General features: G+C 64.1%; 15 protein-coding genes. 11 read left to right on the top strand and 4 right to left on the bottom strand.

Annotation, left to right across the window (positions count from 1 at the left end; translation table 11 throughout):
* Nucleotides 1-63 precede the first annotated feature (63 nt).
* The 6 genes from mihF to QRN52_RS21405 all read left to right on the top strand — a co-directional run bounded on the left by mihF (nucleotide 64) and on the right by QRN52_RS21405 (nucleotide 6,112).
* Nucleotides 64-390, top strand: a complete 327-nt coding sequence (gene mihF, locus QRN52_RS21430) for an integration host factor, actinobacterial type (protein ID WP_284755665.1) — start codon at nucleotides 64-66, stop codon at nucleotides 388-390.
* A gap of 38 nt (nucleotides 391-428) precedes the next feature.
* Nucleotides 429-1,001, top strand: a complete 573-nt coding sequence (gene gmk, locus QRN52_RS21425) for a guanylate kinase (protein WP_284755664.1) — start codon at nucleotides 429-431, stop codon at nucleotides 999-1,001.
* Nucleotides 1,002-1,040: 39 nt separating this feature from the next.
* Nucleotides 1,041-1,301 carry a DNA-directed RNA polymerase subunit omega gene (gene rpoZ / locus QRN52_RS21420; protein ID WP_028267125.1) on the top strand — a complete coding sequence of 87 codons (261 nt, stop codon included), beginning with the start codon at nucleotides 1,041-1,043 and terminating at the stop codon, nucleotides 1,299-1,301.
* Between the two features lie 27 nt (nucleotides 1,302-1,328).
* The gene (gene coaBC / locus QRN52_RS21415; protein ID WP_284755662.1) at nucleotides 1,329-2,576 is read left to right on the top strand and encodes a bifunctional phosphopantothenoylcysteine decarboxylase/phosphopantothenate--cysteine ligase CoaBC; all 1,248 of its coding nucleotides are present in this window, start codon (nucleotides 1,329-1,331) and stop codon (nucleotides 2,574-2,576) included.
* Nucleotides 2,577-2,668: 92 nt separating this feature from the next.
* Complete coding sequence (gene metK, locus QRN52_RS21410; RefSeq protein ID WP_284755661.1) at nucleotides 2,669-3,898, top strand: methionine adenosyltransferase; 1,230 nt, start codon at nucleotides 2,669-2,671, stop codon at nucleotides 3,896-3,898.
* Between the two features lie 87 nt (nucleotides 3,899-3,985).
* A complete protein-coding gene (locus tag QRN52_RS21405) occupies nucleotides 3,986-6,112 on the top strand; it encodes a primosomal protein N' (protein WP_284755660.1) in 2,127 nt (708 codons plus the stop codon).
* Here the strand turns inward: QRN52_RS21405 and QRN52_RS21400 are convergent.
* Genes QRN52_RS21400 through QRN52_RS21385 form a run of 4 tightly spaced genes read right to left on the bottom strand, consistent with a single transcriptional unit; the run spans nucleotide 6,109 to nucleotide 10,047 of the window.
* Nucleotides 6,109-7,194 carry a glycosyltransferase family 4 protein gene (locus tag QRN52_RS21400; RefSeq protein ID WP_284755658.1) on the bottom strand — a complete coding sequence of 362 codons (1,086 nt, stop codon included), beginning with the start codon at nucleotides 7,192-7,194 and terminating at the stop codon, nucleotides 6,109-6,111. The two genes, QRN52_RS21405 and QRN52_RS21400, sit on opposite strands and share 4 nt — an antisense overlap.
* On the bottom strand, nucleotides 7,191-8,138 hold the full coding sequence (locus tag QRN52_RS21395; RefSeq protein WP_284755657.1) for an alpha/beta fold hydrolase: 948 nt from the start codon (nucleotides 8,136-8,138) through the stop codon (nucleotides 7,191-7,193). The genes QRN52_RS21400 and QRN52_RS21395 overlap by 4 nt, the downstream gene beginning before the upstream one ends.
* Nucleotides 8,139-8,148: 10 nt before the next feature.
* Nucleotides 8,149-9,030: an aldo/keto reductase gene (locus QRN52_RS21390; RefSeq protein ID WP_284755656.1), complete on the bottom strand. Its 882-nt coding sequence runs from the start codon at nucleotides 9,028-9,030 to the stop codon at nucleotides 8,149-8,151.
* A 54-nt stretch (nucleotides 9,031-9,084) separates the two neighbouring features.
* The gene (locus QRN52_RS21385) at nucleotides 9,085-10,047 is read right to left on the bottom strand and encodes a sugar-binding transcriptional regulator (RefSeq protein WP_284755655.1); all 963 of its coding nucleotides are present in this window, start codon (nucleotides 10,045-10,047) and stop codon (nucleotides 9,085-9,087) included.
* A 124-nt stretch (nucleotides 10,048-10,171) separates the two neighbouring features.
* Between QRN52_RS21385 and QRN52_RS21380 the strand changes: the two genes are divergently transcribed.
* The 5 genes from QRN52_RS21380 (at nucleotide 10,172) to QRN52_RS21360 (ending at nucleotide 18,428) form a co-directional block, all read left to right on the top strand.
* Nucleotides 10,172-11,986, top strand: a complete 1,815-nt coding sequence (locus tag QRN52_RS21380) for a glycerol-3-phosphate dehydrogenase/oxidase (protein WP_284755653.1) — start codon at nucleotides 10,172-10,174, stop codon at nucleotides 11,984-11,986.
* Nucleotides 11,987-12,160: 174 nt separating this feature from the next.
* Nucleotides 12,161-12,910 carry an MIP/aquaporin family protein gene (locus QRN52_RS21375; protein ID WP_234754211.1) on the top strand — a complete coding sequence of 250 codons (750 nt, stop codon included), beginning with the start codon at nucleotides 12,161-12,163 and terminating at the stop codon, nucleotides 12,908-12,910.
* Nucleotides 12,911-12,967: 57 nt separating this feature from the next.
* Nucleotides 12,968-14,482, top strand: coding sequence for a glycerol kinase GlpK (gene glpK / locus QRN52_RS21370; RefSeq protein WP_284755651.1), 1,515 nt, complete (start codon nucleotides 12,968-12,970; stop codon nucleotides 14,480-14,482).
* A gap of 310 nt (nucleotides 14,483-14,792) precedes the next feature.
* Nucleotides 14,793-17,321 (top strand): leucine--tRNA ligase, encoded by a 2,529-nt coding sequence (gene leuS, locus QRN52_RS21365; protein WP_284755710.1) that lies wholly within the window; start codon nucleotides 14,793-14,795, stop codon nucleotides 17,319-17,321.
* 57 nt (nucleotides 17,322-17,378) lie between these two features.
* Nucleotides 17,379-18,428, top strand: coding sequence for a DegV family protein (locus QRN52_RS21360; RefSeq protein ID WP_284755649.1), 1,050 nt, complete (start codon nucleotides 17,379-17,381; stop codon nucleotides 18,426-18,428).
* Nucleotides 18,429-18,809 lie beyond the last annotated feature (381 nt).

Below are 18,809 nucleotides of genomic sequence, written 5' to 3'. Positions count from 1 at the left end.
CGATAGCTTCGGGATCAGTCCAATCCGCTACGCACTCGATGTCGGCCAAAGGGGGATGTGTCAGTGACCTTAAAGGCTTTGTCTCCAGAGGAACGTTCCGATGCCTTGGAAAAGGCAGCGAGAGCCCGGGCAAGGCGGGCTCTCGCGAAGGAACAGCTCAGGACGGGCGAACTCAGCATTGCCCGGCTGATCAAGTCGGCGCAGACTGACGAAGCTATCGCGCGCATGCGTGTGTCCGAGCTCATCGAGGCCGTTCCGGGCATTGGCCCGGTCCGGGCTGCGGCCATCATGGCAGAGATTGGAATCGCCCCGTCACGCAGGCTCAAGGGCCTGGGAATTCACCAGTCCCGGTCGCTGATAGATTTTATGGAAGACAAATACAGCGTTTAAACGAATGCAGCGTACATAGCCTCTCCACGAAGGACGATGTGAGCAAGAATCCGGGACTGACCGTCCTCGCAGGCCCCACTGCCGTTGGCAAGGGAACAGTATCCACGTATATCCGGGACAATTACCCCGAGGTTTGGCTGTCAGTTTCAGCCACCACCCGTGCGCCGCGGCCGGGGGAGAAGGACGGTGTCCACTACTACTTCAAGTCCGCCGAAGAATTCGACGCACTTGTCGATGATGGCCAGTTGCTTGAGTGGGCCGTCGTCCACGGAAAGAACCGCTATGGAACGCTGCGGAGCACGGTGGACGCTGCCATTGCCGAAGGCCGGTCCGTGCTGTTGGAGATCGATTTGCAGGGCGCCCGCCAGGTCAAGGCAGCGGTTCCGGACGCCAACTTCGTCTTCCTCGCTCCGCCCAGCTGGGATGAAATGGTCCGCCGCTTGGTCGGTCGCGGCACCGAAACGCCGGAGGAACAGCAGCGACGGCTGGAAACCGCTAAACTGGAACTTGCCGCTGAACCGGAGTTTGACCACACCGTCATCAATGACGACGTACGCCGGGCAGCGGACGAGCTTGTTTCACTCATGGGGCTTACCCCGCACCACCGCTAAGCGCTAGCACTTGTCAGCCCGTTAGAATTTGGAGAATTCGTGTCCACGAACCTTGAAGGCATCATCAACCCGCCGATCGACGAGCTGCTTGCTGCTGCCGATTCAAAGTACGGCCTGGTGATTTTCGGCGCCAAGCGCGCGCGCCAGATCAACGCGTACTACGCCCAGCTGCACGAGGGCCTCTTCGAGTACGTTGGCCCGCTGGTCGACACGAAGCTGAACGAGAAGTCGCTTTCCATCGCCCTGCGCGAGATCAACGAAGGCCTGCTGGTTTCCACCCCCATCGAGCCCGCAGAGTAAAACAGACTGCCTGTTGACGGAGGTCACGTGCGCATAGTCCTCGGAGTCGGGGGAGGGATCGCAGCCTACAAGGTTGCATCGCTCCTCCGGCTTTTTACTGAGGCCGGACATAACGTCACGGTCATTCCCACGGAGGCCGCCATCCGCTTTGTCGGCGTGGCTACCTGGGAGGCCCTCTCGGGCAATCCAGTGAGCAACAGCGTCTTTGACGACGTGGAGAAGGTCAACCACGTCCGTCTCGGCCATGAGGCGGATCTCATCGTGGTCGCCCCGGCAACTGCCGACTTGCTGGCCAAGGCGGCAACCGGCCAGGCGGGGGATTTGCTGACCAACACACTCCTCATGGCCCATGGCCCGGTGCTGTTCGCTCCCGCAATGCACACTGAAATGTGGCAGAACCAAGCCACCCAGGCGAATGTGGAGACACTGCGCAGCCGGGGCATCACCGTCCTGGAACCCGCAGTCGGCCGGCTGACAGGCGCGGATTCCGGTCCAGGCAGGTTGCCGGAGCCGGAGGCGATCTTCGCAGCCGCCATGGCGTTGGTCGACTCAACCGCGCCCTCAACGGGAATTGCCGGCCCCAAACCCCTGGCCGGGCGGACCATCACGATTTCCGCCGGCGGCACCAGGGAAGCCCTGGATCCGGTCCGGTTCCTAGGGAACAGGTCCTCCGGCAAGCAGGGTGTTGCGCTGGCCGCCGCGGCCCTTGACGCAGGCGCCCATGTTCGGTTCCTCGCTGCGCACATGGACGTCCAGGCACCGGCGGGCGTCGAACTGATCCAGGTTGAATCGGCTTTGGAGCTCCGTGACGCCGCGGTGGAAGCCGCCGTCGGCTCCGACGTCGTGATCATGGCCGCGGCCGTCGCCGACTTCCGCCCCGCCGAAGTTTCAGACACGAAAATCAAGAAGGTCAACGGCAACGACGCCCCCGTGGTGCGCCTCGTGCAGAACCCGGACATCCTGCACGAGCTGGTATTGCGCCGCGACGCAGAGGCATCTACGCAATTGATCGTTGGATTTGCGGCCGAGACCGGAGACGAGGACGGCAACGTCCTGGAGCACGCCACTGCCAAGCTCAAACGCAAGGGCTGTGACCTTCTGGTCGTCAATCAGGTCGGCGTCGGGCGCGTGTTCGGCCAGGACCAGAATTCTGTGATCATTCTCTCCGGCCATGGCGCGGCCCCGCAGTCGGCGGCAGGTTCCAAATCCGACGTCGCCGCCGCTGTCATTGACCGGATCAGCACTGAATTGAGCCGAGTACACCCGGCCACCTAGGCCCCGGGTGAGGCTCGTTCCTTAGCTGGTCCATCCTTAGCATAGGGACATACGGCGGAAGCCGGCCGCCCCCAACCAAGTAAGGTAGTCGAGTGACTTTACCGCTGCACCATGAATCCCACGGCATCCCGTCCAAGCTCCGGCTCTTCACCTCAGAGTCGGTTACGGAAGGGCACCCAGACAAGATCTGCGACCAGATCAGCGACGCCATCCTCGATGCGCTCCTGGCGGCAGACCCTGAGTCGCGCGTGGCTGTTGAAACCATGGCCACTACCGGCTTGGTGCACGTAGCCGGTGAAGTCACTACGGATGCGTACGTTGAAATCCCGCAGATCGTCCGCGAGACCATCCTTGGAATCGGTTACGACTCGTCAGCCAACGGCTTCGACGGCGCCCGTTGTGGCGTGTCCGTCTCCATCGGGCAGCAGTCCAACGACATCGCCGGTGGCGTCTTCAATTCGCTCGAAGCCCGCGAAGGCCGCCAGGAGGACGACTACGACCTCCAAGGCGCCGGTGACCAGGGCATCATGTTCGGCTACGCGAGCGACGAGACCCCCTCCTACATGCCGACGCCCATTTGGCTCGCCCACCGGCTCTCCGAGCGTCTCACCGAAGTCCGCAAGAGCGGCGAACTGGCCTACTTGCGCCCTGACGGGAAGACCCAGGTGACCGTCGGTTACGACCGCGACCGTCCGGTTTCCGTTGAAACGGTGGTCATCTCAAGCCAGCACGCCGAAGGAACCCACCTCGATCGCTTGCGCGCCGATCTCGCCTCGCACGTCATCGACCCCGTCCTGGCAGTGTCCAACCTGGATATCTCCCACGTCGCGAATATCCTGAACCCAGCCGGTGCCTTCGTCATCGGCGGTCCCGTCGGCGACGCCGGGCTGACAGGCCGCAAGATCATCGTTGACACATACGGCGGCATGGCCCGCCACGGCGGCGGTGCGTTCTCCGGCAAGGATCCGTCGAAGGTGGACCGTTCGGCGGCCTACGCGATGCGCTGGGTAGCCAAGAACGTTGTGGCGGCAGGCTTGGCCAAGCGTGCCGAGATCCAGATCGCCTACGCGATCGGCCAGGCGCGTCCGGTGGGCACCTACGTCGAAACCTTCGGGACCGAGACGGTTGACCCTGCCAAGATCAGCGAAGCGATTGCGGAGATCTTCGACCTCCGTCCCCGCGCCATCATCGACGCGCTCGACCTCAAGCGCCCCATCTACGCCAAGACGGCGGCGCATGGCCACTTCGGCCGCGACGAGCCCGATTTCACGTGGGAACGATTGGACCGCGTGGACGAACTGAAGGAATTCTTCAACGCCTGACTTGGCTGCTCCAGCCAGAGCCGGAATTGTCGGTGGTGCCTGCTTGGATTGACCCAAGGCATCCGGCACTCCAGGGAGGTGACAAGCATGAGCGATGGTTCGCTGCTTCCGTTTGCCATGGCGACGCCTTCCCCGTCCCATCAACCGTCCTTGTTGCAAGGCTTCCCTTCGCGCGGGAGCGACGTCGCCGGGCCACCCCTCGCGGCGAGCAATCCGGTGGCACGGGTCTTGATCGAATCATCCTTGCCGCATCTCGACAGGCCCTTTGACTACAGCGTCCCGGCCGAATTGGATGCGACCGCCCTGGCAGGCGTCCGGGTGAAGGTCCGCTTCAGCGGCCAGGAACTCAACGGCTATGTCCTGGAGCGCGCGGAATCGTCGGAAGCCGGACATGCCCTGACTCCGCTTCTCAAGGTGGTTTCAGCCGTCCCGGTGCTGACTCCGGCGTTGCTGGAGCTTGCTTCCAGTGTCGCGGCCCGCTATGCCGGGACGCTCAGCGATGTCCTGCGCACCGCGATTCCGCCGCGCGTCGCGCGGCTGGAGAAGCTTCTCCTATCCGGTGATTCCCTCCTGGACGAGCCCACCGGGGCTGCGAGAGCCGCTGAGAGCCCCTCGTCGCAGGCGCACGCGGGGTGGGGTTCCTACGCCAACGGAGCGCCGTACTTGCAGCACCTGGCAGGGGGCGGCTCACCCCGTGCCGTCTTGACGGCGACACAGGGTTTTGGAACCGATGGCTGGCCCGAGCTTGTGGCGTCTGCCGTGGCGGCAGTCCGCTCCTCAGGGCGGGGCGCCGTCGTCGTCGTTCCCGACTACCGTGATCTCGACCGGATAGAAGCGGCGCTGCGCGCTGTCCTTCCGCCGGGGGATGTCGCGCGGTTGGCGGCTGACGACGGCCAGACCCCGCGGTACCGAAGCTACCTTCGCCTCCTCAGCGGCGCCGCGAAGGTAGCAGTCGGCACCCGCTCCGCCGCGTACGCTCCGGTGCAGGACCTTGGGCTGGTGGTCTGCTGGGACGACGGCGACGATCTCCACATTGACCAGCGTGCCCCTTACGCCCATACCCGGGAAATCCTGCTCTTGCGTTCGGAACGGGAGTCAGCCGCTTGCCTCATGGCCGCGCATAGCCGCAGCACCGAGCTTCAGCGGCTTGTTGAGGGCGGCTGGGCGGTACCGGTGGAGGCCCCTCGGCCGGTGGTCCGCTCCAGCACGCCCAGGGTGCTCAATACGGCTGACAGCTTCGAGCAGGAACGCGACCCGCTTGCAAGGATCGCACGCTTGCCGGGCGCCGCGTGGCGGGCCGCCAAAGAGGGACTGGAACGAGGACCTGTCCTGGTGCAGGTTGCCCGGGCCGGCTACGCCCCATCCCTCGTTTGCGAAGATTGCCGTGAATCCGCCAGGTGCAACAATTGCCAGGGCCCGCTCGCAATCGCCGGACAATCGGCCTTGCCGCAGTGCCGCTGGTGCTCCACCCCGGCCCCGGAGTGGCGATGCCGGCATTGCGGCGGAGGCCGTCTTCGAAGGGGAGCCGCCGGTGTGCTGCGGACAGCGGAAGAACTCGGCAGGGCTTTTCCGGGCAAGGCCGTCGTGACGTCGTCGGGAGACCAGGTCAAGGCCACGGTGTCAGACGCCCATGCACTGGTGGTGGCGACCGTGGGCGCCGAGCCGATCGCAACCGGCGGCTACGCGGCGGCCCTGCTCCTGGATGGCAATTCACTCCTGCGCAGGGAAAACCTCCGCGCCGGTGAGGACACCGTGCGGCGATGGTTCAATGCGGCAGCCCTCGTACGGCCCGCGCATGAAGGCGGGCTCGTAGTCATCACCGCCGACGACACCACCGCGACAGGTGCCCTTTTGCGCTGGGACCCTGCGGGATATGCCTCCCGCGAGCTGGCACTGCGGCAGGAACTCCAGTTACCGCCCGCCGTGCGGATCGCGTCAGTGACGGGCAAGCGGGCCGACGTCGTGCACTTCACCGAAAGCCTGGCCAACACCATCCAGCTCCGCACCGCGGGCCCCGCCCCGGTTTCCCTCACCCTGTCGGCGCAACGTGCTACGGGGCGGGACGACGATCCGGACGTCCGGACGCTACTCTTCATTCCTTATGCACAAGCCGCTGTTGCCACCCGTTCCATGCGGGCAGTCAAAGCCGCCAGTGCGGCCAAGCGCACGTCAGGACCCGTGCAATTACGGCTCGACGGCGTCGACGTCCTCTAGCGCCGCTTGCGGCTTCGCATCGCAACGATCTCTTCGGCCACCGCCAGCAGTTGCCGGGCCGATTCGTCCCAGTTGAAGTCTGCCGCGCGTTCCACGCTGCGGCGTGAGCGCGCCTGCCACAGTTCGCCGTCTTCAAGGGCCTTGACTGCCGCGGCAAATTCGCCCGGTGATTCGGGGTGCACATAGCTCACGGCGTCTCCTCCGACCTCACGGAAGATGGGAGTGTCGCTGGCGATCACGGGAGTGCCAAGCGCCATCGCCTCGACCAGAGGCAGCCCGTAACCTTCCGCCTTGGACAGGCTGATCAGGGCGGTGGCCCGGAGCAAGAGGGAATCGTATTCGGCATCGGTGACGCCGTTGTGGAACTCGACCCGTGCACCCGGCGGGACCAAGGGCTCCAGCTCGGCACGGCGCTGGGGGGTGATCCTGCTGAGCAGATGCAGCGTGAATCCGGGCAATTCGGCCATTCCCTGGATCATCGTCTCCACATTTTTGTAGGGCATGAACGAGCCCATGTAGAGGAGTGACTTCTCGGCACCGGCTGCGGGATCGCGCGGCGTCTGGCCTGGCTGTGGTGCGTTGCCCACAATCCGGACCGGACGCCGGGTCAAATTGAACTTGGCCATGAGCGACTCGGTGGTGTGGCTGATGGTCGCGACGATGTCGGCCCGGTTGAGAAGCAATCGCTGCGGCCAGTAGGCCTTGTGGTAGAGCCGCCAGAGCAACCGCACGGGCGCCGGAAGGAAGCCCGGAGGGGCGGGGTGCTCGTAGTAGATGAGGTCGTGCAGGGTCAGGACCAGCCCGTACTTGCGGCCCCAGGTTCCCATGGTCTGCATGGGGCAAACCACAACATCGGCCCCGATCTTATTGACCTCGCGTGCCACGAACAGTTCGCGGGGTGACAGCGGGCTGCTGATGTGAACGTAGGGGACGTCCGGGAGGAGCGCCAACTGGCGCTTGTCGCTGATGAGCATGGTGACATCGGCGATCTTGGACGTCGCTGCTATGAGGCTCGATCCGTAACGGCTGATCCCGTCATGATGGTCCGTGCGGGTAAATCGGGCATCGATGACGATCTTCACGCGGGGTGTTCCTCCAGGAAGCTGCGGATGGCGGCGGCGGCCGGCGCCGGTGTCTCGTAGTGGATCAAATGCCCGACGTCGGGAATCACTTCCAGCGCGCCGTCGGGCAGCATCTCCAGCAGCTTGTGCTGGTCCCGGAGCAGGGCGATCTCGTCTTTCTCGCCGGCCACCAACAACACGGGTAGGTCCAATTGCCCGGCAACCTCGGCCACATGGCTTGACACCGAAGCCCGGAAAGACTCAAGGAGGCTCGAGCGGTCAGCGAACGCGGAGAAGTAAGCATCGTGCTGGCCGTGGACAAAGGCCCGGAGTTCCTTGTCCCGGGTCTTGGCCATCGCGGAGCTCATGACGCGGACAATGAGGCGGCTGCGCAAGACGGCGAGCCCCAGCCGGCGCGGGAGCTTGGCGGAGACCTGGTAGTACAGGACTGCCAACTTGGTCATGAGCCCTTTGGGGCCCTCAAGCGCGGGAGCAGCGATGGGATTGACCAGGATCAGCGGACGGATGGCGCCCGGGTTCGCCGCGGCGAAGTGGCTGGCAACAATGGATCCGAAGGAGTGCCCCAAGAGAACCGTGTCCGGTCCAAGACCCAGGGCCGCCATGAAGCCGGTGATGAACTTCCCATAGCGTTCCACGGTGTGGGGATCTCCGGCGAAAGGCTCGGAGCTGCCAAAGCCGGGAAGGTCGGGCATGATGACGCGCATTTCCGGCAGGTGGTCTACGACCCGGAGAAGGCCGTGGTGGTCGCCGCGGAAACCGTGGATGACCAAAATGGTCCGGGTCGACGCGGTCACCGTGACCGGCTCATAGCACCAATAGGCGACGTTGCTGCCGTCGAGGTCGATGTCCGAGGCACTCGTCCGGGAGGACAAGGCCTTGCTGAAAAACTCCCGTGGGGAGGTTCGTGCGGGTTCGGGGGAGTGGTTGGTGTCCACTTGTTCCATTCGGCAGGTCCTAGTTGACGTTGTCCGGGTGTGAGCCGGTGCGGTGGTGGCGTTCGAGGGCGGCCAAGCCATCCATGTCGTCGGCATCCAGCTCGAAGCCGAAGACATTGAAGTTTTCCTGGATGCGTGCCGCGGTACTCGCTTTGGGAATCACGATATTGCCCAGCTGCAGGTGCCAGCGGATGATGATCTGCGCCGGCGTCTTGCCGTATTTGTCGGCGAGCGCCCTGACGGCCGGATCCTGAAGGACCTGGCCGCGGCCCAACGGGCTCCACGCCTCGGTGCGGATGCCCAACTGCTCGTGGAGGGTCCGGAGCCTGGTCTGCTGCAGCCATGGGTGCAGTTCGATCTGGTTCACGGCCGGAACCACTTCGGCTTTTTGCATGAGTGCTTCGAGATGGGCGGGCTGGAAGTTGGAGACTCCGATTGCACGCACCCGGCCTTCGCGGTACAAGGTTTCCATGGCCCGGTAGCTTTCCTGGAACAGTCCGCGCCCCGCGCAGGGCCAGTGGATCAGGTACAGATCGACGTAGTCGAGGCCCAGGTTCGCCATGGAGGAATCGAACGCGCGCAAGGTGGAATCGTAGCCCTGGTCGTCGTTCCAGAGCTTCGTGGTGACGAAGACGTCCTCGCGGGAGAGACCATGCGTGCCCTCGCCGGAGCCTCCCGTGTTGCTGTCGACGCCGGGCGGGGGTATGACCGCACTGCCGATGCCGCGGCCGACTCCTGTCTCGTTGCCATACAGGGCGGCTGTGTCGAAGTGCCTGTAGCCGGAGCCTAGCGCGGCGGCAACCAATGACGTGGCGTCCGCCGGCGGCACCTTGTAGAGCCCGAACCCCAACTGGTCAATCAAGACACCGTTGTTGAGACTGAGCCTGGGCGAGGGTTTCATAGCCAAGACTCTACCTACCTCGATGCCGGGAATGTTTCAGGGTCGTTCATTTATTCAGGAAGGGCTGCCGAAACTCACCAGCTGCTTCGCCGTTGCTTCATCCACGATCAGGTCCGTTGCCAGCCTCGCTTTGAGTGCTCCGCGAAGCCCGTTGATCTTGGATGCACCCGAGACGACGCAGATTCGGCGACGGACCTGCCGTAGTTGCTCGTGGCTTGGGCCGGTGGACCGCTCGTTGAGGGTGATGCCGTCGGAGGATCCGTCGGCGCGGAAGAAAACCGTGGCGACATCGCCCACGACGTCCGAGCTGGCCAACAGGTTAAGGTCGGTTTCATCGAGGTAGCCGCCTGCGTAAACGTGGCTGGGATAGTCCGAATGCACCGACCCGACACCGAAGATGGCGATGCTCATCCTGGACTGGAGGTCGAGCACCCGTTGGACACTGCGCTCATTCCACATAGCGGTCTTCGTGGAGGCATGGTCGAAGAAGGCGGGCACCGGGAACTGCTCTACCCGCGCACCATAGGCGATGCCGAATCGGCGCATGATGTCGCTGGCGTAGGTAATGCCGGTGGTCTGCATGTTGCCGGCGCCGTTGAGTTGCACGATAGTGCTGCCGTGCGTGATCTTGCGGGTCAGGTGCCTGCTGACGGCGCTGATGGTCGCACCCCAGGCCACTCCGATAATGGCGTTGGAATCGACCAAGGGACCAATGGTCCGTGCGGCTTGGGTCGCCACCCGGTCAAGGGTTTCCGCCTCGTTCAAGGTGTCCAGGACGGGCACCACATGCACATCGACGCCGTAGTGGTTGCGGATCATACGCTCCAGTTCCGGGGCGGAATCCAGGGGACTACGGATCTGGATCTGGACCAGTCCCGACTCGCGGGCCGATGACAGCAGCCGGGAGACCGTCGAACGCGAGGTCCGAAGTTCGCGCGCAATGGCGTCCATGGTGAGGTCCTGGAGGTAGTACATCTGTGCTGCCCGGAGGGCCTCGGAATGTCGTGATCGTGGCATCTCAGTTCCGTTCTGCACGTTTGTGCAAGTAGCTTGATTTCATTTTCCATTCTTTCGAAGAATAGTTGTGCAAGGTGCGACGTCAAGTGATGCAGCGCACAAACCAAAGCCCAAGGGAGCAGTTTTGGGATACACCAGCAATTCCGGTTCCGCAGCAGGATCACCCCGTCGGGCCTCGGCTTCGGCACTTCGCGAACGCCCGCAAGCCCAGGTGCTGATCATCGGCGGCGGCATCAACGGCGTCGGAACATTCCGCGATTTGGCGTTGCAAGGCGTGGACGTCGCCCTCGTGGAACGCGGTGACTACTGCCAGGGCGCCAGCGGAGCCTCATCCCACATGATCCATGGAGGAATCCGCTACCTCGAGAACGGCGAATTCCGCCTCGTTCAGGAATCGGTGGTGGAGCGCAACCGGCTTTTGAAGATCGCCCCCCATTACGTGAAGCCGTTGCAGACAACCATCCCCATCTTCAGTACCTTCTCCGGGATACTTTCCGCCCCCACACGCTTCCTCACGCACAAGCAAGGCAAGCCGCAGGAGCGCGGCGCGTTCCTCATCAAGCTCGGTCTGAGCATGTACGACTTCTTCTCCCGCGATGGCGGCAGTGTCCCCCGCCATCAGTTCCGTGGCAAGGACAAGGCCTTGGCCGAGTTGCCGCGATTGCACCCCGGCATCAAATATGCAGCCACGTACTTTGACGCGTCCGTGCACAACCCTGAGCGACTGACGCTCGATGTGCTGCAGGACGGTGAAAAGGCGGGTATCGGAAGCGGTTTGCCGGGCGGCAGCTCCCGGGCCAGCAACTACGTCTCCCTTGTTTCGATGGACTCTGTTTCGATGGACTCCACCGCTGACTCACCGCGCGCTGTTTTGCTGCGCGATGAGCTCACGGGCGAGGAATTCAGCTTCCAGGCCGACGTTATCGTCAACACCACCGGCGCCTGGGTGGATCTCACCAACGAGGCAATGGGTGCCGCGAGCCGCTTCATGGGAGGAACCAAGGGTTCCCACATTGTCTTGGACCACCCGGAATTGCTCTCAGCTTGCGGAGGCCGCGAGATCTTCTTTGAACACACGGACGGGCGGATCGTGCTCATCTATCCGATGGGTGACCGCGTCCTGGTGGGCACCACCGACGTCGACGCCGACATGGCCCAGGATGCCGTGTGCACCGAAGCCGAGATCGACTACTTCTTCGACCTCGTCGGGCATGTCTTCCCGTCCATCAAGGTTGAGCGCAGCCATATCGTCTACAGCTTCGCCGGCGTCCGCCCGCTTCCGCGCCACGACGACACCCAGCCTGGCTTCGTGTCACGCGACTACCGTATCGAGCGAAGGGAGCGGGACGCCTCCGGTCCTGCGGCCGCCCAAGGCGGCAAGGCCGCCGTCGTACTTTCATTGATCGGCGGAAAGTGGACCACGTTCCGGGCCCTCGCCGAACACCTGAGCAACGACGTCCTCCGGGAGCTGGGCATGGAACGGAAGGTCTCGACGGCGAAACTCGCCATCGGAGGCGGCTTGGGTTTCCCTGATAGCGAAGACGGAATCCAGGACTGGGTCAAGAAGCACATGGCTCCCGGTCTCGGCGCCGACCGGGTCGGCGGTTTGCTCACCCGTTATGGCACCCGTGCTGAGGACGTCATTGCCTATCTCAAGGCGGGGGAGGACCGGAAACTGCGCTCCACGAATGAGCTCAGCGTCCGGGAGCTTGAGTTCATGGCTGCCAACGAACAGATCGGGCACCTCGTGGATGTCCTCATCCGCCGCACCTCACTGGCCTTCCGCGGCCTCGTGACGGGGGAGCTCCTGAACGAAATCGCCGAGGTCCTCGCCACGCAGCTTGGCTGGGATGCAGCGCAGCGTGAAGCGGAAATCCAGCATGCACAGGAGGTGCTTCTGCGTTTTCATGGCGTGACTGTTCACAGCCTCGTCGCATGAACGTAATGTACGTCACATCAGCTTGATTGTTCCGGCCAAGAAGCCTGGACACAAGGGTTGCGGTCTTCCGCTCCGTGAGGGATGACCGCAACCGGGCCGGCGCTAACAGACGCCGGCCCAACGGCCCCAACAAAACCTGCAGGGCTGACAACAGAAGAAAATGAGGAGTCAAAGATGTCTCTCGGAATTGTTTTCCTTTCCGAAGTGTTCGGAACCGGCATGCTTACCCTCCTTGGCTGTGGCGTTGTGGCAAACGTCGCGCTCAAGGGCACAAAGGGTAACAACGGCGGGTTCCTGATGGTGAATTTTGGCTGGGGCATCGCAGTATTCGCCGGCGTATACGTGGCGGCCATGTCCGGCGCGCACCTGAACCCGGCCGTCACGCTTGGCCTCTTGGTTGACGGCAAAGCCGAGTTCGCCCCAGGGGTAGCCGTGAGCGCGGCGTCCACGTTCACCTACTTCGGTGGAGAACTGACCGGCGCCTTTCTCGGCGCCATCTTCGCCTGGCTCGCCCACAAGCAGCACTTCGACGCCGAGCCGCTGGCAGCAAGCAAACTCGCGGTGTTCTCCACGGGACCGGCTATCCGCTCGTACCCTTGGAACCTCGTCACGGAAATCATCGGCACTTTCGTGCTGGTCTTCGTGATCCTGACCTTCGGCGGCACTCCGTCCGGCCTCGGGCCGCTCGCAGTGGCATTGCTCGTCGTGGGTATCGGCGCATCCCTTGGCGGCCCCACGGGCTATGCCATCAACCCGGCCCGTGACCTCGGTCCGCGCATCGCCCACGCCATTCTGCCGATCAAGGGCAAGGGCTCCAGCGACTGGGCCTACTCCTGGGTTCCGATCGTCGGCCCGCTCCTGGGTGGAACCATCGCCGGACTCGTCGCCCACTCAATACCGATCATGGCCACTGTCGCCAAGTAGCAAACCGCTCAGAAACTTTTCCCGCAACTACCAAAGCAAGCAGACAAGGACGTCAAAATGTCGCAATACGTCATCGCCATTGACCAGGGAACCACCAGCTCGCGTGCCATCGTTTTCGACCACTCGGGAAACATCGTTTCGTCCGGCCAGATGGAGCACGAGCAGATCTTCCCCCAGGCCGGATGGGTGGAGCACAACCCGGTTGAAATCTGGGACAACACCCGCGAGGTCATTGGCTCCGCGCTCTCCAAGGCGAACCTGACCCGGCACGACATCGCCGCCGTCGGCATCACCAACCAGCGCGAAACCACCGTCGTGTGGGACAAGAACACGGGCGAACCCATCTACAACGCGATCGTCTGGCAGGACACCCGCACACAGCCAATCGTGGACGAGCTGGCCCAGGACGGTGGACCCGAGCGCTTCAAGCAGAAGGTCGGCCTGCCCTTGGCCACCTACTTCTCCGGCACCAAGATCAAGTGGATCCTGGACAACGTCGAAGGTGCGCGGGCCAAGGCTGAAGCCGGGGACCTCATCTTCGGCAACACCGACTGCTGGGTCCTGTGGAACCTGACAGGCGGCGTCGACGGCGGCGTGCACGCCACGGATGTCACCAACGCCTCGCGCACCATGTTCATGGACCTCGACACCTTGCAATGGGACCAGGACATCCTGGACACCTTCGGGGTGCCGGCGTCGATGATGCCCGCCATCAAGTCCTCTTCGGAGGTCTACGGCACGGTGCACACCTCGCAATTGCTGCGGGAAGTACCCGTCGCGGGCATCCTGGGCGACCAGCAAGCGGCAACCTTCGGCCAGGCGGCGTTCCAGGCCGGCGAAGCCAAGAACACCTATGGCACGGGCTGCTTCCTGATCTTCAACACGGGCGAAGAAATCGTCCACTCGAAGAACGGCCTGCTGACCACGCTGGGCTACAAGCTGGGCGACGCGAAACCGCACTACGCGCTGGAAGGCTCCATCGCCGTCACGGGTTCACTGATCCAGTGGCTCCGCGACAACCTCGGCTTGATCAGCTCCGCTCCCGAAGTCGAGACGCTGGCTGCCGGCGTCGAGGACAATGGCGGCGTCTACATCGTGCCGGCGTTCTCCGGACTGTTCGCCCCGTACTGGCGCGCTGACGCCCGCGGAGCCATCGTTGGCCTGACCCGTTTTGCGAACAAGGGCCACATCGCCCGCGCGGCACTCGAGGCCACCGCATTCCAGACCCGCGAAGTGCTCGACGCCGTCAACGCGGACTCGGGCGTTCCGCTGACCGAGTTGAAGGTCGACGGCGGAATGGTCGCCAATGAGGCGCTCATGCAGTTCCAGGCCGACATCCTCGGCGTGCCCGTGGTCCGTCCGAAGGTCGTCGAAACCACGGCCCTGGGTGCCGCCTACGCTGCAGGCCTCGCCGTCGGCTTCTGGAAGGACCTCGGCGAACTCAGCTCAAACTGGGGCGAGGACAAGCGCTGGGAGCCGCAGCTTCCGGCCGAAGAGCAGGAGCGGCAGATGCGCCTGTGGAAGAAGGCTGTGACCAAGTCCATGGATTGGGTGGACGAGGACGTTAAGTAGGCCTGCTTGAGAGAGGTTCCGGGGACTCCCGCCCGCCCGCTTCGCGGTGCCCACCACACCATGGCGGGGAGTCCCCGGAACCTCAGTCCGCGCTGCACGGCTTCCTTGAAACCACGCCATGGGCTTGGTGCGGTAAGGTGGCTCTATGCGTGCGATCCTTCTGCTTAGCTAGCCGCCCGGTATTCGTCGATTTAGATCATCGCGAACCGAGCGGCCGCCCCTCCTTGTCGAGGGGCTTTTGTGTGTCCGGGACCTTCCGGGACCCGGAGCAGGAGGCAAAACCGTCATGGAAGAACAGAAGAGGGCAGCAGTGAGCGTTCAGCCGGAGACAGAAACCGGAGCACAGTCAACAGTGGCAGGCGAGACGCCCGAGGAGGGTGTCTACAGCTTCGCCTCGATGGAGGCCAAGTGGCCGCAGGTCTGGGAAGACCTCAAAGTCTTCACCCCTGTTGACGACGGCTCCCGCGAGCGGCGCTATGTCCTGGACATGTTCCCCTACCCCTCAGGTGACCTCCACATGGGCCACGCCGAGGCCTTCGCGATGGGCGACGTCGTGGCGAGGTACCTCCGCCAGAAGGGTTTCGACGTCCTGCACCCCATCGGCTGGGACTCCTTTGGACTGCCCGCGGAAAACGCCGCCATCAAGCGCAACGCACACCCCAGCGAGTGGACGTACGCCAACATCGACACGCAGGCCGCATCGTTCAAGCGCTACGCGATCTCTGCTGATTGGTCCCGCCGATTGCACACTTCGGACCCGGAGTACTACCGCTGGACGCAATGGCTGTTCAAGCGCTTCTACGAGCGCGGGCTGGCATACCGCAAGGATTCGCCCGTCAACTGGTGCCCGAAGGACCTGACCGTCCTGGCGAACGAACAAGTGGTCAACGGCGCGTGCGAACGCTGCGGGACCCCTGTCACGAAGAAGTCCCTGAACCAGTGGTACTTCAAGATCACCGACTACGCCGACCGCCTGCTGGACGATATGTCCGAGCTCCAGGGACACTGGCCCGAGCGCGTCCTGGCGATGCAGCGGAACTGGATCGGCCGCTCCGAGGGCGCACACGTGCGGTTCGCCATCGAAGCCACGGACGGCCGCGCCGAGCGCGAAGTCACTGTCTTCACCACCCGACCGGACACCCTGTACGGTGCTACGTTCTTCGTCGTCGCCGCGGACGCGCACCTGGCATTGGACCTGGTCACACCCGAACACCACGACTCCCTCATGGCCTACCGCGAAAAGGTCAAGGCTCTGTCCGACATCGAACGCCAGTCCACTGAGCGCGAGAAGACAGGCGTGTTCACCGGCCGCTACGCCATCAACCCGCTCAACGGTGAAAAACTGCCCGTCTGGGCAGCCGACTACGTGCTTGCCGACTACGGCACGGGCGCCATCATGGCAGTGCCCGCGCACGACCAGCGCGACCTCGACTTCGCCCGCGCCTTTGGCCTGCCCGTGCGGCCGGTCCTGAACACCGGCGGGGAAGACCCGGCGGAGACCGGCGTTGCGACCGCCGGCGAAGGCACCCTGATGAACTCCGGCGAATTGGACGGCTTGTCCAAGGCCGAAGCTATCCCCGCAGCCATCGACATCCTGGAGAAGCTGGGCACAGGGGAGAAGTTCGTTAACTTCCGCCTGCGCGACTGGCTCCTGAGCCGGCAGCGTTTCTGGGGTACCCCGATCCCGATCATCCACTGCGCGGAATGCGGCGAGGTGCCGGTACCGGACGATCAACTCCCTGTCACTCTGCCCGAAAACCTGCGCGGCGAGGCGCTGTCGCCGAGGGGCACGTCTCCTCTCGCCGCGGCACTGGAATGGGTCAACGTCGAGTGCCCGAACTGCGGACGGGCCGCCCAGCGCGACACGGACACCATGGACACGTTCGTTGACTCGTCCTGGTACTTCCTGCGCTTCGTTTCCCCGCACTACACCGAGGGACCGTTCGATCCCGCCAAGATCAACGACTGGATGCCGGTCGGCCAGTATGTGGGTGGCGTGGAGCACGCCATCCTGCACTTGCTCTACGCCCGCTTCTTCACCAAGGTCATCCACGACATGGGCCTGCTTGCCGCGGACGAACCCTTCAGCGCCTTGCTCAACCAGGGGCAGGTCCTCAACGGCGGCAAGGCCATGAGCAAGTCCCTCGGCAACGGGGTGGATCTTGGCGAGCAACTGGACAAGTTCGGTGTCGACGCCGTCCGCTTGACGATGGTCTTTGCTTCCCCGCCGGAGGACGACGTCGACTGGGCGGACGTCTCGCCGTCGGGCTCGGCAAAGTTCCTTGCCCGTGCCTGGCGCCTTGGCCAGGACGTGGCAAGCGAGCCCGGCGTCGATGTCTCCACTGGTGACCGCGCGCTGCGCACCGTCACCCACAGGACCATCGCCGACGCCGCTGATCTGTTGGACAACAACAAGTTCAACGTCGTGGTGGCCAAGCTGATGGAGCTCGTCAACGCGACCCGCAAAACCATCGACTCCGGTGCCGGTGGCGCGGACCCGGCTGTCCGTGAAGCCGTGGAAGCCGTCGCAGTCATCCTGAGCCTCTTCGCGCCGTACACGGCCGAGGACCTCTGGAACCAGCTGGGCCACCCGGCCTCGGTGGCGAACGCCGGTTGGCCCTCCCACGATGCCTCACTTCTTGTCCAGGACACCGTGACGGCTGTCGTGCAGGTCCAGGGCAAGGTCCGTGACCGCTTGGACGTTTCTCCGGACATCAGTGAGGACGCCCTGCGCGAACTCGCCCTGGCCAGCGAAAACGTGCAACGAGCACTCGATGGCCGCGGCATCCGCACGGTGATCGTGCGCGCGCCTAAACTGGTCAACATCGTCCCGGCCTAGCCGGGAACCGGCCGCCGGCGCTTGCCGGCGGCCAGCCACCAGCTCCAGGAGGCTCCCTTGACGGACCGCGAACCACCCGCATGGTTGTGGCTCAAGGAACGTTTGGCCCGCCTGCGCCAATCCACGACGCCGGGCCGCGCCGGAACTGAGCCGGCGCCCGCCGTCGTGCGCACCGCCGTCGTCACCGATTCGGCTGCCGCGCTACCGGCCGAATGGGTCAAGGCGTTCATCGCCGACGGCCGCCTCGCCGTCGTGCCGATGCCCGTGATGGTGGGCGAGGAGATCTACGGCGAAGGGGAGGACGACATCACCCAGACGCTAGCGTTGGCCCTGGCGGCGGGATCGTCCGTGAAGACTTCCAGACCCTCACCCGGCCAGTTCGAGCAGGCTTATCTCGCCGCCCGGGATCGCGGTTTCGAAGCCGTCGTCTCCATCCACATTTCCGCCGGACTGTCCGGCACCGCCGATTCAGCGCGGATGGCCGCGCAGCGCGTCTCGATCCCCGTCGAAGTCATTGACTCCCGCACCGTGGGAATGGCGCTAGGGATGGGCGTCCAAAGCGCACTGGTTGCGGCCGCAGACGGCCGTTCGGCAGCCGAAGTCCGTCACTTTGCCGAGGAACGATTGAGCCGCACCAAGGTCTACTTCTATGTGCCGAGCCTTGAGCAGCTCCGGCGCGGCGGCCGAATCGGCACTGCTGCGTCGTGGCTCGGGGCCATGCTGTCCATCAAGCCGATCCTCGCGGTCGACGACGGCAAGATCGTGCCGCTTGAGAAGGTGCGCTCGGCTGCCAAGGCCGTTGCCCGGCTTGAGGAAATCGTTGCTGCGGATGTCAATTCCCGGCCTGCAGGACAATCTCGGCTCGCCGTGCACCATTTTGGGAACCTGGCAGAGGCAGAGCGCCTCGCGGCCAGGCTGGGAGAGAACTGCCGCGGTTGCCCGCCTGCGCAGATCAGTACCCTGCCTGCCGTTCTCGCGGCCCACGCGGGGCTCGGCGTTTTGGCCGTGGTTGTCGGGGAAAGCAGTACCCCTGGCGCCGGAACGCTCCTCAGCGGCACTGCGGGAGCCACAACGGATCAGGCGAACACGATGCGGAGCGAACCGTAACTGCGGGCGGGCTGCCGCTGAACGCGCAAAACCTTTCCGGCGTGGATGCTCTCATACAAAGCCTGGCCCATCAGGTCGATCTCACAAACACCGGGATGGCGTCATCCCATTCGGCAGGGGTGCGGAACGGGAGCTGGGGCTTGAGCAGCGCCTTCTTCTACGTCAGAGCTTGTTGCCGGGCCATCGTTAGCTCCACGAAAAAGGCATAACCCCCAACTGCCGCCACACTTGCGAACGACGCCGCGACGCGGAGGTTTTCACATGAGGCAACGTATCCGGCTACGCGGAGGTTGCCATGAGTCGAAGTCCTGAGCGACGGCCTTATATTGATGCTCCTATAGCTGTCAATGGTCGTTGAGCCAGCTTTCGTAGCGTTGGTGA

The organism is Arthrobacter sp. efr-133-R2A-120 (assembly GCF_030209835.1).
In the GTDB taxonomy this organism is placed as follows: domain Bacteria; phylum Actinomycetota; class Actinomycetes; order Actinomycetales; family Micrococcaceae; genus Arthrobacter.
The sequence above is the reverse complement of the archived record's forward strand: the minus strand, read 5'-3'. Positions and strand labels throughout refer to the sequence as shown.